Origin of the sequence: Marinobacter algicola DG893 (genome assembly GCF_000170835.1) — a bacterium.
In the GTDB taxonomy this organism is placed as follows: domain Bacteria; phylum Pseudomonadota; class Gammaproteobacteria; order Pseudomonadales; family Oleiphilaceae; genus Marinobacter; species Marinobacter algicola.
The window spans coordinates 20,155-35,552 of sequence record NZ_ABCP01000035.1 but is presented as its reverse complement, the minus strand read 5'-3'; the positions used below and the strand labels follow the sequence as shown (position 1 = coordinate 35,552).

At 57.9% G+C, this 15,398-nt stretch carries 15 protein-coding genes; 12 read left to right on the top strand and 3 right to left on the bottom strand.

Annotated features, from left to right (window positions below; all coding sequences use genetic code 11):
• Positions 1 to 63: 63 nt before the first annotated feature.
• The 9 genes from rsfS (at position 64) to lipB (ending at position 8,112) form a co-directional block, all read left to right on the top strand.
• Complete coding sequence (rsfS, locus tag MDG893_RS16420) at positions 64 to 414, top strand: ribosome silencing factor (protein WP_036203834.1); 351 nt, start codon at positions 64 to 66, stop codon at positions 412 to 414.
• Positions 415 to 416: 2 nt separating this feature from the next.
• Positions 417 to 887, top strand: coding sequence for a 23S rRNA (pseudouridine(1915)-N(3))-methyltransferase RlmH (gene rlmH / locus MDG893_RS16415; protein ID WP_007154940.1), 471 nt, complete (start codon positions 417 to 419; stop codon positions 885 to 887).
• Between the two features lie 14 nt (positions 888 to 901).
• Positions 902 to 2,794 carry a penicillin-binding protein 2 gene (gene mrdA, locus MDG893_RS16410; RefSeq protein WP_007154939.1) on the top strand — a complete coding sequence of 631 codons (1,893 nt, stop codon included), beginning with the start codon at positions 902 to 904 and terminating at the stop codon, positions 2,792 to 2,794.
• Positions 2,794 to 3,936: a rod shape-determining protein RodA gene (rodA, locus tag MDG893_RS16405; RefSeq protein WP_007154938.1), complete on the top strand. Its 1,143-nt coding sequence runs from the start codon at positions 2,794 to 2,796 to the stop codon at positions 3,934 to 3,936. Before mrdA ends, rodA begins: the two co-directional genes overlap by 1 nt.
• 138 nt (positions 3,937 to 4,074) lie before the next feature.
• Positions 4,075 to 5,100 (top strand): lytic murein transglycosylase B, encoded by a 1,026-nt coding sequence (mltB, locus tag MDG893_RS16400; protein WP_157132862.1) that lies wholly within the window; start codon positions 4,075 to 4,077, stop codon positions 5,098 to 5,100.
• Positions 5,100 to 5,969 carry a septal ring lytic transglycosylase RlpA family protein gene (locus MDG893_RS16395; protein ID WP_007154936.1) on the top strand — a complete coding sequence of 290 codons (870 nt, stop codon included), beginning with the start codon at positions 5,100 to 5,102 and terminating at the stop codon, positions 5,967 to 5,969. The genes mltB and MDG893_RS16395 overlap by 1 nt, the downstream gene beginning before the upstream one ends.
• Before the next feature lie 31 nt (positions 5,970 to 6,000).
• Entirely contained in the window at positions 6,001 to 7,167 is a 1,167-nt protein-coding gene (locus tag MDG893_RS16390) for a D-alanyl-D-alanine carboxypeptidase family protein (RefSeq protein WP_007154935.1), read from the top strand.
• 32 nt (positions 7,168 to 7,199) lie between these two features.
• Entirely contained in the window at positions 7,200 to 7,469 is a 270-nt protein-coding gene (locus MDG893_RS16385; RefSeq protein WP_007154934.1) for an HP0495 family protein, read from the top strand.
• A 4-nt stretch (positions 7,470 to 7,473) separates the two neighbouring features.
• The gene (lipB, locus tag MDG893_RS16380) at positions 7,474 to 8,112 is read left to right on the top strand and encodes a lipoyl(octanoyl) transferase LipB (RefSeq protein ID WP_007154933.1); all 639 of its coding nucleotides are present in this window, start codon (positions 7,474 to 7,476) and stop codon (positions 8,110 to 8,112) included.
• A 40-nt stretch (positions 8,113 to 8,152) separates the two neighbouring features.
• On the opposite strand, the gene MDG893_RS16375 is transcribed toward lipB, so the two are convergent.
• Positions 8,153 to 9,241, bottom strand: coding sequence for a GGDEF domain-containing protein (locus MDG893_RS16375; RefSeq protein WP_040474704.1), 1,089 nt, complete (start codon positions 9,239 to 9,241; stop codon positions 8,153 to 8,155).
• A 259-nt stretch (positions 9,242 to 9,500) separates the two neighbouring features.
• Between MDG893_RS16375 and MDG893_RS16370 the strand changes: the two genes are divergently transcribed.
• Positions 9,501 to 10,943, top strand: coding sequence for an ABC1 kinase family protein (locus tag MDG893_RS16370; RefSeq protein ID WP_040474701.1), 1,443 nt, complete (start codon positions 9,501 to 9,503; stop codon positions 10,941 to 10,943).
• Here the strand turns inward: MDG893_RS16370 and MDG893_RS16365 are convergent.
• Entirely contained in the window at positions 10,886 to 11,326 is a 441-nt protein-coding gene (locus MDG893_RS16365) for a YqaA family protein (RefSeq protein WP_007154929.1), read from the bottom strand. The genes MDG893_RS16370 and MDG893_RS16365 overlap by 58 nt on opposite strands.
• Before the next feature lie 105 nt (positions 11,327 to 11,431).
• On the opposite strand from MDG893_RS16365, the gene MDG893_RS16360 reads away from it, so the two are divergent.
• Together MDG893_RS16360 and MDG893_RS16355 are read left to right on the top strand one after the other, a co-directional pair.
• A complete protein-coding gene (locus tag MDG893_RS16360) occupies positions 11,432 to 13,558 on the top strand; it encodes a methyl-accepting chemotaxis protein (protein ID WP_007154928.1) in 2,127 nt (708 codons plus the stop codon).
• Positions 13,559 to 13,725: 167 nt separating this feature from the next.
• The gene (locus MDG893_RS16355; RefSeq protein WP_007154927.1) at positions 13,726 to 13,977 is read left to right on the top strand and encodes a GrxA family glutaredoxin; all 252 of its coding nucleotides are present in this window, start codon (positions 13,726 to 13,728) and stop codon (positions 13,975 to 13,977) included.
• A gap of 66 nt (positions 13,978 to 14,043) precedes the next feature.
• Here the strand turns inward: MDG893_RS16355 and MDG893_RS16350 are convergent, their stop codons facing one another.
• On the bottom strand, positions 14,044 to 15,306 hold the full coding sequence (locus MDG893_RS16350; protein WP_007154926.1) for a 6-phosphofructokinase: 1,263 nt from the start codon (positions 15,304 to 15,306) through the stop codon (positions 14,044 to 14,046).
• Positions 15,307 to 15,398 lie beyond the last annotated feature (92 nt).

Here is a 15,398-nt window from a genome sequence, read left to right as displayed (position 1 = left end):
ATCCCGTCTGAATATGACTTTTCGGGTGGCTGCCTTCGCCGCTGCCCGTCCAACAGGGTGATTATGCAGGCAGAGCAACTGAAAGAACTGGTCGTAGGTGCGCTTGAGGACGTCAAAGCGCAGGACGTAAGCATCATTGATGTCAGGGGGAGAACCAGCGTCACGGACTACATGGTCCTTGCGTGCGGCACCTCCAATCGGCATGTGAAATCCCTGGCGGATTCGGTGTTGTCCGAAGCGAAGGAGCAGGGGGTTCGTGCCAGCAATGTGGAGGGCGCCAATGCGAGTGACTGGATTCTGGTTGATCTCGGCGATGTGGTGGTTCACGTCATGATGCCGGCAACGCGCGAATTCTACGACCTCGAACGCCTCTGGCGGGACGCTCCCGATCTGGGTGTTGCGGGTAGCGAATAATCATGCGGTTACGCCTGGTCTGTGTAGGGCAGAAAATGCCCGAGTGGGTCAGCCAGGGGTATAACGAGTATGCCCGCCGGATGCCGCCGGAATTGTCCCTTGATCTGGTGGAAATTCCACTGGCTCATCGCGGCAAGAACCCGGATATCCCCAGGCTGATGCAGCGTGAGGGAGACGCAATCCTGTCGGCACTCGGTCCCCGTGACCGGGTGATTGCCCTGGAAGTTGGCGGTCGCAACTGGTCCACGGAAAAGTTGGCCGGCCAGCTTGAGAACTGGCAGTTGGACGGTCGCGACGTCAGCTTTCTTGTCGGCGGGCCGGATGGTCTTGCCAACATCTGCCGGGACAGGGCGGATCAGCTGTGGTCGCTGTCTGCCCTGACTCTGCCGCATCCGTTGGTGCGGATACTTCTAGCCGAGCAGCTCTACCGCGCCTGGTCCGTCACACGTAACCACCCTTATCACCGGGCCTAGGAAGCCAAGCCAATATGCCCTGGGGAGAGTTCAAAGACATCGCAGCTGAACGGCGTCTGTTCCAGCGTCGTGCTTTCGTCATGCTGTTGCTGGTCTTTGTATTGCTGGGCGTGTTGATCGCCCGGATGTATCATCTGCAGGTTGTAGAGCACGACATCTACACCACGCTTTCCGACAAGAACCGTGTTCAAGTGCAATCCGTGGCGCCTCCCCGCGGGCTGGTCTATGACCGTAACGATGTTCTGCTGGCGGAGAACCGCCCGGTTTTCAGTGTGACGCTGGTACCCGAGCGTGTTGGCGACATGGAGCAAACCCTCTCAAAGCTCCGGGGCATGCTGAGTATTTCCGAGGAGGATATGGAGCGCTTCCAGCGTCGGCTGCTTGAGCCCCGTCGTCCGTTCCAGGAGTTGCCCCTGCGCTACGATCTGGACGAACAGGAAATCGCGCGCCTGGCGGTTCACCGCCATGAGTTGCCTGGGGTTGAGGTATCCGCGGAACTGGTTCGGTACTACCCGCACAGTACACTGACTGCCCACGCCCTTGGCTACGTGGGGCGTATCAACCGTCAGGAATTGCAGCGAATTGATCCGGTGAACTATGCGGGCACTAACTATATTGGCAAGTCCGGGGTGGAACGTTTCTACGAAGAACTCCTGCACGGCCAGGTCGGCTATCAGCACGTGGAAACCAATGCGCGAGGTCGAACCTTGCGCGTACTGGAGCGTGAAAACCCGGTGCCCGGGGAAGATATCCAGTTGCATATGGATTTGCGGTTGCAGCGGCTGGCCCATGACCTGCTGGATGGCCGGCGTGGTGCCATCATTGCCATTGAGCCCTCCACCGGGGGCATCCTTGCCCTTGCCAGCGTGCCCGGCTTTGACGCCAACCTGTTCGTGACCGGCATCGGTGTCGAAGCCTACCGGTCGCTTAGCAGCAGCGTGGACAAGCCCCTCTTTAATCGTGCCCTGCGGGGTCAATACCCGCCAGGCTCGACCCTCAAACCCATGCTCGCCATTGCCGCGCTCGACAGCAATGCTGTTACCCGGGACAAGACCATCTGGGACCCTGGCTACTACCAGTTGAATTCCGGCGGTCGCCGCTGGCGTGACTGGAAGCGTGGCGGCCACGGATGGGTGGATCTGAAATCAGCGGTGGCGCAGTCCTGTGACATCTATTTTTACGAAGCGGCTGTGACCATGGGCGTTGATACCATGCACCAGTATCTTTCCGACTTTGGGTTCGGAGAAGACGCCACTCTGGACGTAGCCGGAGCCCTCAGCGGCCTGCTGCCCTCAAGTGACTGGAAGCGTGCTATTCATAGCGAGCCATGGTATCCCGGGGACTCGGTAAACCTTGGTATCGGGCAGGGGTTCATGTTGGCGACGCCGTTACAACTGGCGACCGCTACCTCCGTGATTGCTAACCGTGGTCACTGGGCCGAGCCAAGGCTGCTGAAAGACATCAAGGGTGATCAATCGATTGACGAGGTGCTACCGACGGGGACGCACCAGTCCATCGAACTTGAAAATCCGGATGACTGGGAGTTCGTTGTAGAGTCCATGGCCGAAGTGATGCACGGAAGCAAAGGCACGGCTCGGGGAGCCGCAAGGGGAGCGCCCTATCGAATGGCTGGCAAAACCGGTACTGCGCAGGTGTTTAGCCTGGCTGAGGATGAAGAGTACGACGAAGAGGAAATCCGTGAGCGACTGCGGGATCACGCCCTGTTTGTCGGCTTTGCGCCGGTGGAAGATCCAAAGATCGCTGTTGCCGTTATCGTTGAGAACGGTGGTAGCGGCAGCGGAACGGCTGCGCCTGTTGCACGGGCGATGTTTGACGCCTGGTTGCTGGACTTCTCCGAGGCAGGCAGTGAACTCGTGGCCGGCTCGTCCGCGGAGGGGAGTAACTGATGCCAGCCGGTAGCCTGTTTAATCAGTCAGCACGTCACCCACTGTCGAGCCCAAGGGGGATCTGGTCGGCATTGCATATTGACCCGATTCTACTGTTCCTGTTGCTGACCCTTATTGCGGGGGGGTTGTTTGTTTTGTACAGCGGGGCAGACCGTAACCTGGAGGTTGTGAAAGCACAGGGCATCCGGATGGGAGTGGCCCTGGTGGTGATGTTCGTGTTCGCCCAGCTCGACCCGGCTGTGTTCCGGCGTTGGGCGCCCTGGCTGTTTACTGCCGGCCTGATAGGGCTGGCTGCGGTGTTGCTGGTTGGCGTTGGTGCCAAGGGCGCGCAGCGCTGGTTGGCGATTCCCGGGTTGCCCCGTTTCCAGCCTTCGGAGCTGATGAAGCTGGTGGTGCCGATGATGGCCGCCTGGTACCTTTCGCGCCATTACCTGCCTCCCAGGCTCCGCCATGTGGCGGTGGCGTTGCTTATTGTGTTGGCGCCCATGGCAATGATCATCCTGCAGCCAGACCTGGGCACCTCGTTGCTGGTCGGCGCGGCTGGGATTTTCGTGGTGTTTTTTGCCGGTATGGGCTGGCGCCTGATCGGTGCCTTTCTTGCCATGGTGTCAGTGGCTGCGCCACTGATGTGGTTCTTCGTTATGCGGGAGTATCAGAAGCAGCGCGTGCTGACCTTATTGGACCCTCAGAGCGATCCGCTTGGCGCCGGCTGGAATATTATCCAATCCAAGACCGCTATTGGCTCGGGGGGCATGGATGGCAAGGGGTGGCTCCAGGGCACACAGTCTCATCTTGAATTTCTTCCGGAGAGTCATACCGACTTCATCGTGGCAGTTCTGGCGGAGGAGTTTGGCTTTGTGGGCATGCTGGTTCTTCTGGTGCTCTACCTCCTGATTGTCCTCCGGTGCCTGTACATTGCGGCGACGGCACAGGATTCGTTCAGCCGGCTGCTGGCGGGCGCGCTGACGATGACGTTCTTTATCTACGTGTTCGTCAATGTGGGTATGGTCAGTGGCCTACTGCCGGTGGTGGGCGTGCCGCTGCCATTGGTCAGCTATGGCGGAACCTCAGGGGTAACGCTGATGGCGGCGTTTGGGGTGTTGATGTCGGTTCATACCCACAGACGGATGATCAGTGCGTGATGACCGGGCGCCGACCATGGACAGGGAGTAATGGTTGCCGGGTCCGCAGCCATGGTAATCTTGGCCGCGATAACGGGCCGCAGCTGTGGTGACGTTGTATTGATAAGGTTCTCGAGTCTAAGTCAGTCAAGGGGATTCATGAAAGCTGTCAGGTATTGGTTAGGTGTCGGATGGGTAATGGCGTGCTTTGCCTCCCCTTCTCACGCCGGTCCCTACAATGAGACACCTGAGAGCCGTGACTTTGTGCGTGAAATGTCGGAACGCTACGGGTTTGAAGCCGAACGTGTGTCCACAATACTGGCCGATGCGCAGCGCCGTGACTCGATATTGGAAGCCATCAGCCGACCGGCTGAGAAAACCCTTGAGTGGTACGAATACCGTCGGATCTTTATGCGTGAGGAGCGCGTAGAGCAGGGCGTCAGTTTCATCAGGAAGCATCAGAAAGCCTTTGAGCGCGCCGAACGAGAGTACGGTGTGCCGGCGTCAATCGTTGCGGCGATTATCGGCGTCGAAACGTGGTATGGCACCTATAAAGGGAAGTATCGGGTGCTCGACGCCCTCGCCACGCTGGCATTCGACTATCCGCCCCGGAGTCGCTTTTTTCGCAGCGAGCTTGCCCAGTATTTGCTGATGACCCGTGAACAGGGTTTTGACCCTATGGCATTGACGGGTTCCTATGCGGGGGCGATGGGGTACGGTCAGTTTATCTCCAGTAGCTACCGGCATTATGCACTTGATTTTGACGGCGATGACGTTGCCGACATCCTGACCAATCCCGTGGATGCCATCGGCAGTGTCGCCAATTACTTTCACGCCCATCGTTGGCAAAACGGTGGACCTGTGGCAGAGCAGGTCAGTGACAGCCTGCCAAAGAACTCACCATTGCTGACAGGGGAACTGAAGCCGACGCTGACGGTCAACGACTATCGGCAGGTGGGTATCATCCCGAAAACGGATGTACCCGGTGATGCCAAAGCCAGAGCGATCCGCCTCCTCGGCGAAGAGGGCTCTGAACTATGGCTGACCTACCATAACTTTTACGTGATAACCCGCTACAATCACAGTCATCTATACGCCATGGCGGTACACCAGTTGGCAGGTGCGCTCGAAGAGCGGATGCGGCCGCTGGCAAATGAAAACAATGGGGAAAGTAACAGCTCGTGATGAAACGCCATGTTTTACTACTGGTTTTCGGGGTACTGGCGCTGGCAGGGTGTGCATCATCGCCCGAACCTGACCATTCCTCCCGCTACACCCTGAGCCAGGACCGTGCGCCTTCAGGCAACTTCGATGCATCCGGGCTTGCCGACGCCACGCCTCGATTTGAGGAGCCGCGCCGCGCTGGAAACAAATCTCCCTACCAGGTCTGGGGCAAGGAATATCATGTCCTGGGCAATAACGATGGCTATGTTCAGCGCGGCACCGCGAGCTGGTATGGTGAGAAGTTCCATGGACACAAAACCTCGAATGGAGAGGTTTTTGACATGTACGAGATGTCAGCGGCGCACAAGAGCCTGAGAATTCCAGGATACGCCCGGGTGACTAACCTCGATAACGGTCGCTCGGTGGTGGTGAGGGTCAATGACCGTGGCCCCTTCCACGGGGATCGCCTGATTGACCTTTCCTACGCTGCGGCGAAAAAGCTGGGTTATCAGGGCAGGGGTACGGCCAGGGTAGAGGTGGCCGCCATCACGGTGAATCGTGACGGCTCGATGATGCTTGCCGGCAAGCCGTTCCCGGAATCGGGAGCACCTGTGGATGCAGAGCGCCTGAAGGATCCCGGGGCGGGCAGCGAAGCCCTGTTCGTGCAATTGGGGTCGTTTAGCCAGCGTAACCCGGCCGTGGCCCTTCTCGACAAGGCGCGGCGTGCCGTCGAAAACCCAATGCGGGTGAGGGAAGTGGATACGGCTTCCGGCCGCTTTCACCGCGTTCAGGTCGGGCCGTTCAGGGATGAGGACGAAGCCCTGAGAGCCCAGAGCCTGCTTGAAACTCACGGATTTGGTCAGTCAATACTTCTGACCGACACTCATTGAACCAGTCACTTACTTGAAACTGAATGGACCCATGGCACTAAATAAAGCGTTCCGAGCCTTCACTGCTGTTCTGCTCCTGATCCTGCTTCCGGCAATGCCGGTTGCGGCCCAGGCTGTTCTGATTCCGTCATCACCGCAGATCGCGGCGAGTTCCTATATCCTGATGGATCCGCTTTCCGGGCGGGTCATCATGGAAGAGAACAGCCATGAGCGTCTGCCCCCGGCCAGCCTGACCAAAATGATGACGGCCTATATCGTGGAGCGAGAGCTGGACGAGGGTCGGATTTCCCTGTCCGACATGGTGCCCATCAGCGTCAACGCCTGGCGAACCGAGGGTTCACGCACCTTCGTGAAAGAAGGGACGGAAGTGTCGGTCGAGAACCTGCTAAAGGGCGTCATCATTCAGTCCGGGAACGATGCCTCCGTGGCGCTGGCCGAATATATTGCCGGCAGTGAAGGGGCGTTCGTCGACATCATGAACCAGCAGGCACAGATACTGGGGATGAACGAGTCCAGTTTTGCCAATGCCACCGGGTTGCCGGCTCCGGATCATTTCTCCACTGCCTACGATCTGGCCCTTTTGGCAAAGGCGATTATTAACGACTACCCGGAAAACTACCCGCTGTATGCCCAGAAACACTTCACTTACAACAACATCCGTCAGCCTAACCGGAACAGCCTTTTGTGGCGTGACGACAGTGTTGATGGACTCAAGACCGGCCATACCGAGGAAGCCGGTTACTGCCTGGTGGCGTCAGCCAAGCGCAACGACACCCGCCTGATTGCCGTGGTGATGGGAACAGACAGTACCTCGTCCCGCGCCCAGGAAGTCCAGAAAATGCTGAACTACGGCTTCCGTTACTACCAGAGCGAGCGTCTGTTCCGCACCGGCCAGGAATTGCTGGAGGCACGCGTCTGGGGCGGGGCAAGCGACAGCCTGTCGGTGGGGCTGACAGACGATGTGTACGTTACGATTCCTCGAGGCTCAAGGGATTCCCTGGAATCCACCGTTGAACTTGATTCCGTGATCAAGGCCCCCATTTCCATGGGCGATGAATTGGGCCGGGTGACCGTCAAGCTTGGCGATGATGTGGTCGTGGATCAGCCGGTGCTGGCGCTCAGCGATATCCCGGAAGGCGGCTTCTTCAAGCGGATTTGGGACGCCATCAAACTATTCTTTGTTCAGCTTTTTGAGTAAGGGCGCGAGTGGCCTGTAGGAGATAAACCGGGATGAGCGAACCGAAGGCACCCAAAATCGAGTTTCCCTGTGATTACGTGATCAAGGTCATCGGGGACGCCGCGCCAGACTTTGTGGAGTTTGTGGTGGGCGTTGTGGAGCGGCATGCACCTGGCATTTCGAACGACGACGTTACGGTGAAAGACAGTCGTGGCGGTCGGTTTGCATCGGTAAACCTTAAAATTCTTGCCACGGGCGAGCCGCAGTTGAAGGCCCTGTTTGAGGAACTCAAGGCCAGCGGCCGGGTTCATATGGTGCTGTAACCTGATGGCCGAGCTGATCGTTCGTGACCTGGGTGAACAGCCCTACCTGGAAACCTGGGAAGCGATGAAATCGTTCACGGCCTCGCGGGACGCCGCCACGCCCGACGAACTCTGGTTGCTGGAACACCCAAGGATCTATACCCAGGGGCAGGCTGGCAAAGCCGAGCACATACTGGCACCTGGTGATATCCCGGTCATACAGGTGGATCGCGGTGGCCAGGTCACCTATCACGGTCCCGGCCAACTTGTGGTCTACCTGATGATCGACCTGACCCGTCACCATCTGGGCATTCGCTCACTGGTTGATGTCATTGAGCAGGCTATTGTCCGGACTCTTGCAGGGTTGGGGGTGGCGGCAGCGCCGCGTCCGGATGCGCCGGGTGTCTATGTGGAACAGGCGAAGATTGCGTCGCTAGGGTTGCGTGTAAGGCGAGGGTGTTCTTTCCATGGCCTGGCTCTGAACGTGGCTATGGACATGGAACCGTTCCGTCGGATCAACCCCTGTGGCTATGCTGGCATGGCCATGTGCCAGGTCAGTGATTTCGTGCCCGAGGTAACTGTTGCCGATCTTGCCCCTATTCTGTCGGATGAGCTGATTAGTGGTCTGGCGGGTGGTTCTGTTCAACGGGTAGCAGGCTGGTAGTGCTCTGCCCAGGTGCCGATTGAGGCGGTTACCTTGCGTGCTAGCCGTGGGTCCCCTCGAAATCACACACCATGTTTCGCCCAAGGGTCTTTGCTCGGTAAAGCGCTTCGTCGGCGCGCTGTAGCAGTCGGTCCACGGACTCCGCGCCCTGGATAGTGGCTACTCCGACACTGATGGTGGCGTTGATGCTGCCGCCCTGGGTTTCTATGGGCGTTGATGCAATGGTCTGGCGTATGCGATTGGCCGTCTGGACGGCCTCGAAAGTGTCAGTCTCGGGAAGTAATACCAGGTATTCCTCTCCGCCCCAGCGCGCGAGTGTATCGACCTTTCGGCTGTGTTCCTGCAGTGTCCTGGCTACCATCACAATGGTTTCATCACCCACCTGATGACCATGGTTGTCGTTGACAGATTTGAACAGATCTATATCCATTAACAACACTGAAAAAACGCGCGAATTGCGCAAGTAGCGCTGATATTCGGTTTCCAGTTGCTCGTGTGCTTCACGTCGATTGGCGAGTCCCGTTAACGCATCGTGTTTCGCCGCATATTCAAACTCGGCAGCCAGTTTCAGCAGTCCCAGTTTACTGCGCCGCCGGCTTTGGTCCAGGACGTAGCAGGTGGACATCTCAAACCCCAGTACCGCAAGCATTGTGAGTCGGAAACTGGTGCTGTACGGAGAATCGAATGCCAGGTCCCCGAGTGGACTGAATAGCAAGGTAACCCCTGCAAGGCCACCGGAACAGGCAAGCACGCCCACTTTCGATTCGCTGATGTAGAAAATGATGGGTGGATAGGCAAATAGCCAGATAATGGCAGAGCCGTCCTCCACCGCATTGACTGCCAGATAGGTGAACAGGATCGTAATTGCGGTAATAAAACCGCGGCGTTGCAGGGTACTGTTGTGACTGAAGAGATAAACAATACCATTGACACTGAGCAGTACGGCAAAGACGATCAAGGCTGTGGCGGAGCCGGGAATTCCGCGATCCAGGGATCGCCATGCGAAAAACAGCAGGATGGGGACCGCTGCCAGAGTAAGCCAGCCGATCAGCATTGGAACCGGAATTTCACCCTTCACCCGGAACTGTGACAGTTTGGTGTCTGAGGGGCTGCTGGTGGTCTGAGTCATTGTTGCTGTCTTGTTGTTTTTGGGTATCAGTGGCCAGGTCATCGACCACATTTTTATACTAAACCGCTTTGGACGTGGGGTCTGTGTAAAAACGTAAAACTATTCGCCAACCACAGAAGTAAACACAGACGAGGCGGTTTGCATTGGCCCCAAGGGCAATGAATTGACGGCACCCCGGTTAGGTTTGAGGGCCAGGGTATCCGTATAATGGTCATAAAGGCTGATATCGCCAACACTTACAGAACCGAGCAGGTTTTTGATGGCATCCAGACCCAAAAGCACATCTGTTGCACGTATCAAGACCGGCAGTTTTGAGCGCCGGCTTACCCTCACCAGGGCGGGGCTTTTCGCAGGCACCCGGATGGCCTCCCATATGGCTACTAACTGGTTCAGCAGCAAGGACAAGCGGGAGGCCCGGCACCGGGCCATGCTATCCAGTCAGGCAGAGTTCCTGGTGGACGAGTTGGGCAAGCTCAAGGGCAGTGTCGTCAAGATCGGGCAGGTGATGGCTCTTTACGGCGAGCACTTCCTGCCTGAGGAAGTGACCGAAGCGCTCCATACCCTGGAAGACCAGACCACCTGGCTGGAATGGCCGTCGATCGAGCGTGTGCTTAAGGCTGAACTGGGTGCTGACCGTTTAGCGGAGCTGGAGGTGGATCCCGACCCGATTGGCGCAGCGTCACTGGGGCAGGTTCATCGAGCGCGCAGGCGTAGCGACGGGTTGGAACTGGTGCTCAAGGTTCAGTATCCCGGCGTTGACGAGGCGGTCGACAGCGACCTGAACGCAGTGGCGCATCTGCTCAAGATTGCCCGCCTGGTCTCCTTCGGCCCTGAGTTCAACGACTGGCTGGAAGAGGTGCGGGACATGATGCACCGGGAGGTGGATTATCGCCTCGAAGCCCGCACCACCGAAAAATTCCGGCAGATGCTGCTGGACGATCCCCGTTTTGTGGTGCCCCGTGTCCTGGACGAGTACTGCACGGCCCATGTCATCGCCTCCACGTACGAGCCGGGCCATTCAGTGAGTTCAGTGGCGGTTCGGGAGCTGGCCCTTGATCGTCGCAGCGAGTTGGGCCGCGCCGCGTTGGAGCTGTTCTTCCGTGAGCTGTTCATCTGGGGTGAAATCCAGACGGATCCCAATTTCGGCAACTATCGGGTCCGTATCGCTGGCGAGGAAGGCGCAAACAGTAAAACCGACCAGATAGTGCTACTGGATTTCGGGGCGGTACAGGCCTACTCAGCAAGCTTCCTGGACCCGGTCATCCAGATGATCCGGGCTTCCTACGAGGGCGACCTGCCGGGGGTGATTGATGGCGGTATCCGGTTGCGTTTCATGAGCCAGGATTGGCCTGATGACGTTCTGGACACGTTCGGAAAGGTTTGCATGTCGGTATTGGAGCCCCTGTCCAGGGATCGCAGCAACTGGCCCGATGAGGCCGTGAACGACCGCGGCCAGTATCGTTGGAAACAGAGTGACCTGCCGTCGCGGGTGGCGCGCCAGGCCGCGCGATCAGCCATCAGTCGCTATTTCAAGGTGCCGCCGAAGGAATTCGTGTTCCTGAACCGGAAGCTGATTGGTGTCTATACGTTTATCGCGGTGCTGAATGCGGAGTTCAACGGTGAGGATCTGCTCCGGGAATACCTCTACGGTGATCCCGGCACCCCCGATGCTTCCAGCACCAGCCAGATGACCAAGCCGTAGCGCAATCCCTTGCCAATGGCCACCAGAACCACGAAGTTGAGCCAGGGCACTCGCATGATCCCGCCAACCAGGGTGAGTGCGTCGCCGCCCAATGGCAGCCAGCCTAGAAGCAGTGACCATTGCCCGTAACGGTTAAAGCGGGTACGGGCCTTTTCGAGCTGGGATTCGGAAATCGGAAACCAGCGTTTGTGCTTAAAGCGATCCACCTGCCGGCCGATAACCCCATTAATAACCGAGCCCGCGGTGTTGCCCGCCGTTGCCCAGAACCATATCCACCAGAGCGAATAGCCTTGAGTCACCATGCCGCCCAGGAGAATTTCCGAATAGGCCGGCAGTATTGTTGCTGCGGCCAGTGCGGTCATGAACAAGGTGAGATAAGCCAATGGACGCTCCTGGTGAGATGAATGCCGGTCAGGCTCTAATGGCAGCCGTGCCTTCAGGGCACTAAGCTGATAATGAATTCCTATCTGAGACAGGTTGCTGTACCAATGAAAAAACGGTCACTACGTTTCAAACTCTATGCCCTGGTCATTACGCTGCTGCTGGTTATGGGAATCAGTATTGTGGTGACCGCCCAGCTTTCCCTGGGACAGATGGAGCAGCGAATCACCTCCGAAACCCGTGACACGGTGCGCAGCCTTGCCATCGACCGGTTGAGCGCAACCGCCGGGAAATACGGCGAGGTCGTCAGCGGCATGTTTGCCACAGCGTATCGGACACCGGAAGTCGTCCGCAACGTCATCAGCCGGAATATACAGGCGGACAGCTCCGGCCGCATCAGCCGCGTGGCCCTCCAGGAGACGGTGGGCGCGGTACTGGAAGAGCAGGATGGGCTGAGCTCGATCTATGCCCAGTTCGAACCGGACGCCTACGATGGCCAGGACCGCTACTTTACCGGTGGCGTTGAAGAGCACAGCAGCGATGAAGGCACCCTGGAAATCTATTACTACCGCTCTCCCGAGGGCGACGTGGTCTTCAGTCGTACAGAGGATCCGGCCACCAAGTATCTGGACAACCGGAATGAGTTCGGTATTCGCGAGGCGGAATGGTACCTGTGTTCCATGGATACCCTGTCCCCTTGCATCATGGAGCCCTACGAATACGAAATTGAAGAAGGCTACACCGAACTGATGACCAGCCTGGTCGTGCCCATTGTGAACGGGACCGAATTTGCGGGCGTGGCTGGCGTAGACCTCAACCTGTCAACGCTCCAGCAAGCGATCCAGAATGTCAGCGACAACCTTTACGATGGCGCCTCAAGGGTGACCCTGCTGAGCAGCAAGGGGCTGATTGCCGCGTCCAGCCACTACAGCGATCATCTCGGCAGGCCATTGTCAGAAGCATTGCCTGAGCAGGCCGACACATACGCTTCCCTGCACAATGACGGTGGTACCTACGACGATGGCGACACCTTGGCCGTGTCTTACCCTATCGAGATTGATCTGCCAGATGCTCAGTGGTCATTGTTGATTGAATTACCACGGCAGACCGCGTTGGCTGACGTAGCCGAAATCACCAGCCTGCTCTCCAGCGAGGTAGACACCACCGCCGGGCGCCAGACCATGGTGGGTGTGTTGGTGTCGGTCGTTGCAATCCTGATCCTGGTGGTACTGGTTCGCTCGGTAACCAAGCCACTGAACGAAATCCGCGACCGGATGAAGAACCTGGCCAGTGCCGAAGGGGATCTGACCAGTGAGTTGAACATCGATACCCATTCGGAGCTGATCGAGCTGGCTGGCGGGTTCAATCAGTTCCTGGGCCGGTTACGGGAAATGATCAACGATCTGAAAGACGTCAACGCCAAGGTTAGCCAGCAGGCGGCAGATGTGGATGTGATCGCCAAGGAGACGGATGAGCAAACCGAGAGCCAGCATCAGGACATTGAAAGTGTGGTTACCGCCATGAACGAAATGTCCGCCGCTGCCAGTGAAGTGGCAGGTTTCGCGGGTGAGGCAGCTGAAAACGCGCAGATGGCCCAGGATGGCATCCGCTTTACCCAGAATACGCTGACGTCCGCCCTGGACGGCGTGGGCGCATTGGCGGGCGATATGGATGAGGCCAGCACCGCTATCGGACAGGTTGCCACTCGCAGTGAAGACATTAACCGCATTATCGAAGTGATCCGGGGAATCGCGGAACAAACCAACCTTCTGGCACTGAACGCTGCCATTGAAGCGGCGCGGGCCGGTGAGCAGGGGAGAGGCTTCGCGGTGGTGGCTGACGAAGTCAGAACGCTTGCTTCACGAACCCGTGAGTCCACCGATGAGATCAGTCAGATGATTGACGGTCTTCAAAGCGATGTGGGCGGCGCCGTCACCGTGATCAAGGGTGGCGTTGATCGCGCCACCAGGGCGGTGGAGGGAACCCGTGAGGCGGACCATTCTCTGGCTTCAGTGGTTGAGCGCATAGCAACTATTGTGGAACACGTCACCCACGTGGCCACGGCGGCTGAAGAGCAAAGTTCCGTCAGTGAAGAGATCAACCGCAACCTCACCCGTATTGGTGATGCCGCCAACGATCTTCGGGCATTGGCGCAACGGGTCAGTGGCAGTGGCCAGACACTGGATGAGCAAGTGAAAGTGTTGGAGACGGAACTGAGCCGCCTGAAAACCTGAGTACATGGCAGGGGAAAGACCCGATAGCGCTGGATACATCGGCCCAGGCTATCGGTGCCATTCAGTTCATTAATTTTATTTTTTATTTGGGCGTGCCACCATACACTGTAGGTTGTCGACGGCTGCGGCACGCAGTGTCGCCCATTGTTTCGAACAGGAGTGAGTTTATGGATCATGTCACTATCTACGGTCGTGCGTCCTGCGGTTTTTGTATGCGCGCCCGGCAACTTTGCGAGATCAGGGACATTCCCTACCGCTACGTGGACATGATCGAGGAAGGTATCAGCAAGGCAGACCTGGAGAAAACCACTGGTAAGCCCGTGCACACGGTGCCCCAGATCTTTGTGGGCGACGAGCACGTTGGCGGGTTCGACCACTTCTCGCGCTACGTGCAGCAGTTTGAGTCGGCCTCCAGATAAGAAACGTTACAACTAAAAAAGGCGCCAGCGGATGTTCCGGTGGCGCCTTTTTTGTGGGCAATCGGCTCAGAACTGGAAGTCGGCCTTCAGTTTTTTCTCGACCAGCTGATTCTTGAGCTTCGCGACCCTCGGAAGACCATCATCGAACGGCGGGAAGCTCTCGCCGTGAATCAGTGGCTCCAGGTAGTCGCGGCAATCTTGCGTGATGCCATAGCCGTCATCGGTAATGTAATGGATCGGCATTTTCTTTTCCTGATTGGCGACCTCGCTCAGGGGCGCTTCACCAATGTGCCAGCGATACGGGCGTGACTGTTCGCGCACAATCGTCGGCATCAGCGCCTGTTTACCTGCCAGCGCCATTTCCACAGCCACCTTGCCTACGGAGTAAGCCTGCTCCACGTCCGTGGCGGAGGCAATGTGGCGGGCGCTGCGCTGCAGGTAATCCGCCACCGCCCAGTGGTATTTGTGGCCGAGGGCCTGGCGGACCATGTTGGCGAGGGCCGGCGCAACGCCGCCGAGCTGGGTATGACCGAAGGCATCCTTGGCGCCAGCGTCGGCCAGGAAACGGCCGTCTTCATACTGGGCACCTTCGGACGCGACGACCACGCAGTAGCCGTATTCCTTAACGCAGAAATCCACGCGCTCAAGGAAACGCTCACGTTCGAAGGGCACTTCCGGGAACAGGATAACGTGAGGCGGGTCGCCTTCTCCTTGTCCGGCAAGGCCACCAGATGCGGCTATCCAGCCGGCGTGGCGACCCATCACTTCCAGGATGAACACCTTGGTGGAGGTGTCGCACATTGAGCGAATGTCCAGGCTGGCCTCAAGGGTGGAAGTGGCGATGTACTTGGCTACGGACCCAAAACCCGGGCAGCAGTCGGTGAAGGGCAAGTCGTTATCCACTGTTTTGGGCACGCCGATGCAGGTAATCGGGTAGCCCATTTTGTCAGCAAGCTGGGACACCTTGTACGCAGTATCCTGGGAATCGCCGCCACCGTTGTAGAAGAAATACCCGATGTCATGGGCACGGAACACCTCGATCAGGCGCTCGTACTCGCGTTTATTCTCGGAAAAGTTCTTCAGCTTGTGACGGCAGGACCCAAACGCACCGCCCGGAGTGTGGATCAGCGCCTGGATATCCTCATCGCTTTCGAGGCTGGTATCAATCAGTTCCTCTTTGAGGGCGCCGATGATCCCGTTGCGCCCGGCGTACAACTTACCGATCTGATCGGGATGCTTGCGGGCGGTCTGGATAACCCCGCAGGCACTGGCGTTAATGACGGCGGTCACACCGCCTGATTGGGCATAGAATGCGTTTCTGGTGGCCATTTCCGGCTGGTGCCTCCTGCAGTTTCATCGAGTGCGGCAGATGATACGCCAATCGCTTTTTTTTTTCATGACATCAAACGTCATAAGGAACG

Bases quoted from the DNA above. Each gene is read 5' to 3' on its own strand.
- rsfS (WP_036203834.1), top strand. From the start codon at position 64: ATGCAGGCAGAGCAACTGAAAGAACTGGTCGTAGGTGCGCTTGAGGAC.
- rlmH (WP_007154940.1), top strand. From the start codon at position 417: ATGCGGTTACGCCTGGTCTGTGTAGGGCAGAAAATGCCCGAGTGGGTC.
- mrdA (WP_007154939.1), top strand. From the start codon at position 902: ATGCCCTGGGGAGAGTTCAAAGACATCGCAGCTGAACGGCGTCTGTTC.
- rodA (WP_007154938.1), top strand. From the start codon at position 2,794: ATGCCAGCCGGTAGCCTGTTTAATCAGTCAGCACGTCACCCACTGTCG.
- mltB (WP_157132862.1), top strand. From the start codon at position 4,075: ATGAAAGCTGTCAGGTATTGGTTAGGTGTCGGATGGGTAATGGCGTGC.
- MDG893_RS16395 (WP_007154936.1), top strand. From the start codon at position 5,100: ATGAAACGCCATGTTTTACTACTGGTTTTCGGGGTACTGGCGCTGGCA.
- MDG893_RS16390 (WP_007154935.1), top strand. From the start codon at position 6,001: ATGGCACTAAATAAAGCGTTCCGAGCCTTCACTGCTGTTCTGCTCCTG.
- MDG893_RS16385 (WP_007154934.1), top strand. From the start codon at position 7,200: ATGAGCGAACCGAAGGCACCCAAAATCGAGTTTCCCTGTGATTACGTG.
- lipB (WP_007154933.1), top strand. From the start codon at position 7,474: ATGGCCGAGCTGATCGTTCGTGACCTGGGTGAACAGCCCTACCTGGAA.
- MDG893_RS16375 (WP_040474704.1), bottom strand. From the start codon at position 9,241: ATGACTCAGACCACCAGCAGCCCCTCAGACACCAAACTGTCACAGTTC.
- MDG893_RS16370 (WP_040474701.1), top strand. From the start codon at position 9,501: ATGGCATCCAGACCCAAAAGCACATCTGTTGCACGTATCAAGACCGGC.
- MDG893_RS16360 (WP_007154928.1), top strand. From the start codon at position 11,432: ATGAAAAAACGGTCACTACGTTTCAAACTCTATGCCCTGGTCATTACG.
- MDG893_RS16355 (WP_007154927.1), top strand. From the start codon at position 13,726: ATGGATCATGTCACTATCTACGGTCGTGCGTCCTGCGGTTTTTGTATG.
- MDG893_RS16350 (WP_007154926.1), bottom strand. From the start codon at position 15,306: ATGGCCACCAGAAACGCATTCTATGCCCAATCAGGCGGTGTGACCGCC.